We start from the raw sequence: 1,593 nt of genomic DNA on the forward strand, positions 1-1,593 counted from the left end.
TGACCTACCTTCCGAAAACCTGTCGGCGCGCGTCATTTTTGATGTCACGATGGCCCACCTCAAGGCAGACTTCGCGGAAGTTGTCGACAGCGCCTCCTTGATCGCCGCCTAGCGCGAGTCCGCGCCAGCGGCTAATCTGCTCTGTCGGCCTGTCTGAGTACGCGGCGGGGCGGTGGCTACGCGCTCACGCAAAAGCCGGGTCGAGCCGGCTCCACACTCCTAGAGCCTTTGACCTTGCCCCGTTGAAATAATCCATTTTGAAGTAAGCTCTGGCCCATTGAGAGGACCAGGGAATGAAGCGCAGCCGTTTCACAGACGAACAGATTATTGGCATCCTGAAGGAGCACGAGGCGGGCACGCCTGTCTCGGAGCTTTGCCGCAAGCACGGCGTCAGCGATGCGAGCATCTATAAATGGAAGGCCAAGTTCGGCGGGATGGACGTCTCTGAGGCCAAGCGGCTGAAGACGCTGGAGGACGAGAACACGAAACTGAAGCGGCTTCTGGCGGATGCGATGCTCGACAACGCCGCGTTGAAAGACCTTTTGGGAAAGAAGTGGTGACGCCCGCAGCAAAGCGGAACGCTGTCGCGCATCTGATGAACCAACATCGGATGAGCGAACGGCGGGCGTGTAAAGCCATCGGCGTTTGCCGGATGACAGTTCGTTACGAAAGCAGCCGCATCGACGACCATGACCTTCGAGAGCGAATGAAGGTGTTGGCGCATGAACGCCGCCGCTTTGGCTACCGACGCATTCATGTGCTACTCAGACGTGAGGGGCACCTTGTGAACCACAAGAGGCTCTTCCGGCTCTATCGGGAGGAAAAGCTGACGGTGCGCAAGCGCGGCGGTCGCAAGCGAGCGATCGGCACACGAGCACCGATGCTGGTTCCGATGACAGCCAATGATCGTTGGTCACTGGACTTCGTGTCGGATCAACTCACCGATGGACGCAGGTTCCGGATTCTGACGGTTGTCGACGATTGCACCAGGGAATGCCTGGCACTCGTCGCCGATACATCGCTTTCCGGTCTGCGCGTTGCCCGCGAGCTTGACCGGATCATCGAGGAGCGTGGCAAACCCAGGATGATCGTCAGTGACAACGGCAGCGAGTTCACCAGCAACGCGATCCTGCAATGGACGGACAAGACTAAGGTGGATTGGCACTACATTGCGCCTGGCAAACCCATTCAGAACGCTTTCATCGAAAGCTTCAATGGACGGCTGCGAGACGAGTTCTTGAATGAAACCCTCTTCTCGTCACTGACCCAAGCTCGCTCAGCGCTTTCAAACTGGCGCGGCGATTACAACGATCACCGACCGCATTCTGGCCTCGGCTGGCTGACACCTGCCGAGTTCGCTCAGACCATCAACCCGCGACGAGATGCGGTGCTGCGCAGCCGAAATGGCTCCGCACCGCAACCCGTCACTACCGCCCCAAATGCAGCAACCAAAAACCGCCGGAGCGAACTCAAAATTGGATAAAACTTGGGGGCAACGTCACCTTTCATGTTTTGACGGAAGCGTAGCCGGCATTTGAGAAGTAGTTGGCGCATTCCTCTGGCTTTATGGTGTCGGCGAGTAAGCCCAGATGG

General features: G+C 58.1%; 1 protein-coding gene. It reads left to right on the forward strand.

The features are described from left to right. Positions 1–293 precede the first annotated feature (293 nt). A protein-coding gene (locus AAAB35_RS28465) for an IS3 family transposase (protein WP_112649879.1) occupies positions 294–1,483 on the forward strand; the annotation gives its coding sequence in 2 pieces (ribosomal slippage) (positions 294–543 and positions 543–1,483; 1,191 coding nt in all). Positions 1,484–1,593 lie beyond the last annotated feature (110 nt).

It is taken from the genome of Phyllobacterium sp., assembly GCF_037994425.1.
Lineage (GTDB): Bacteria > Pseudomonadota > Alphaproteobacteria > Rhizobiales > Rhizobiaceae > Phyllobacterium.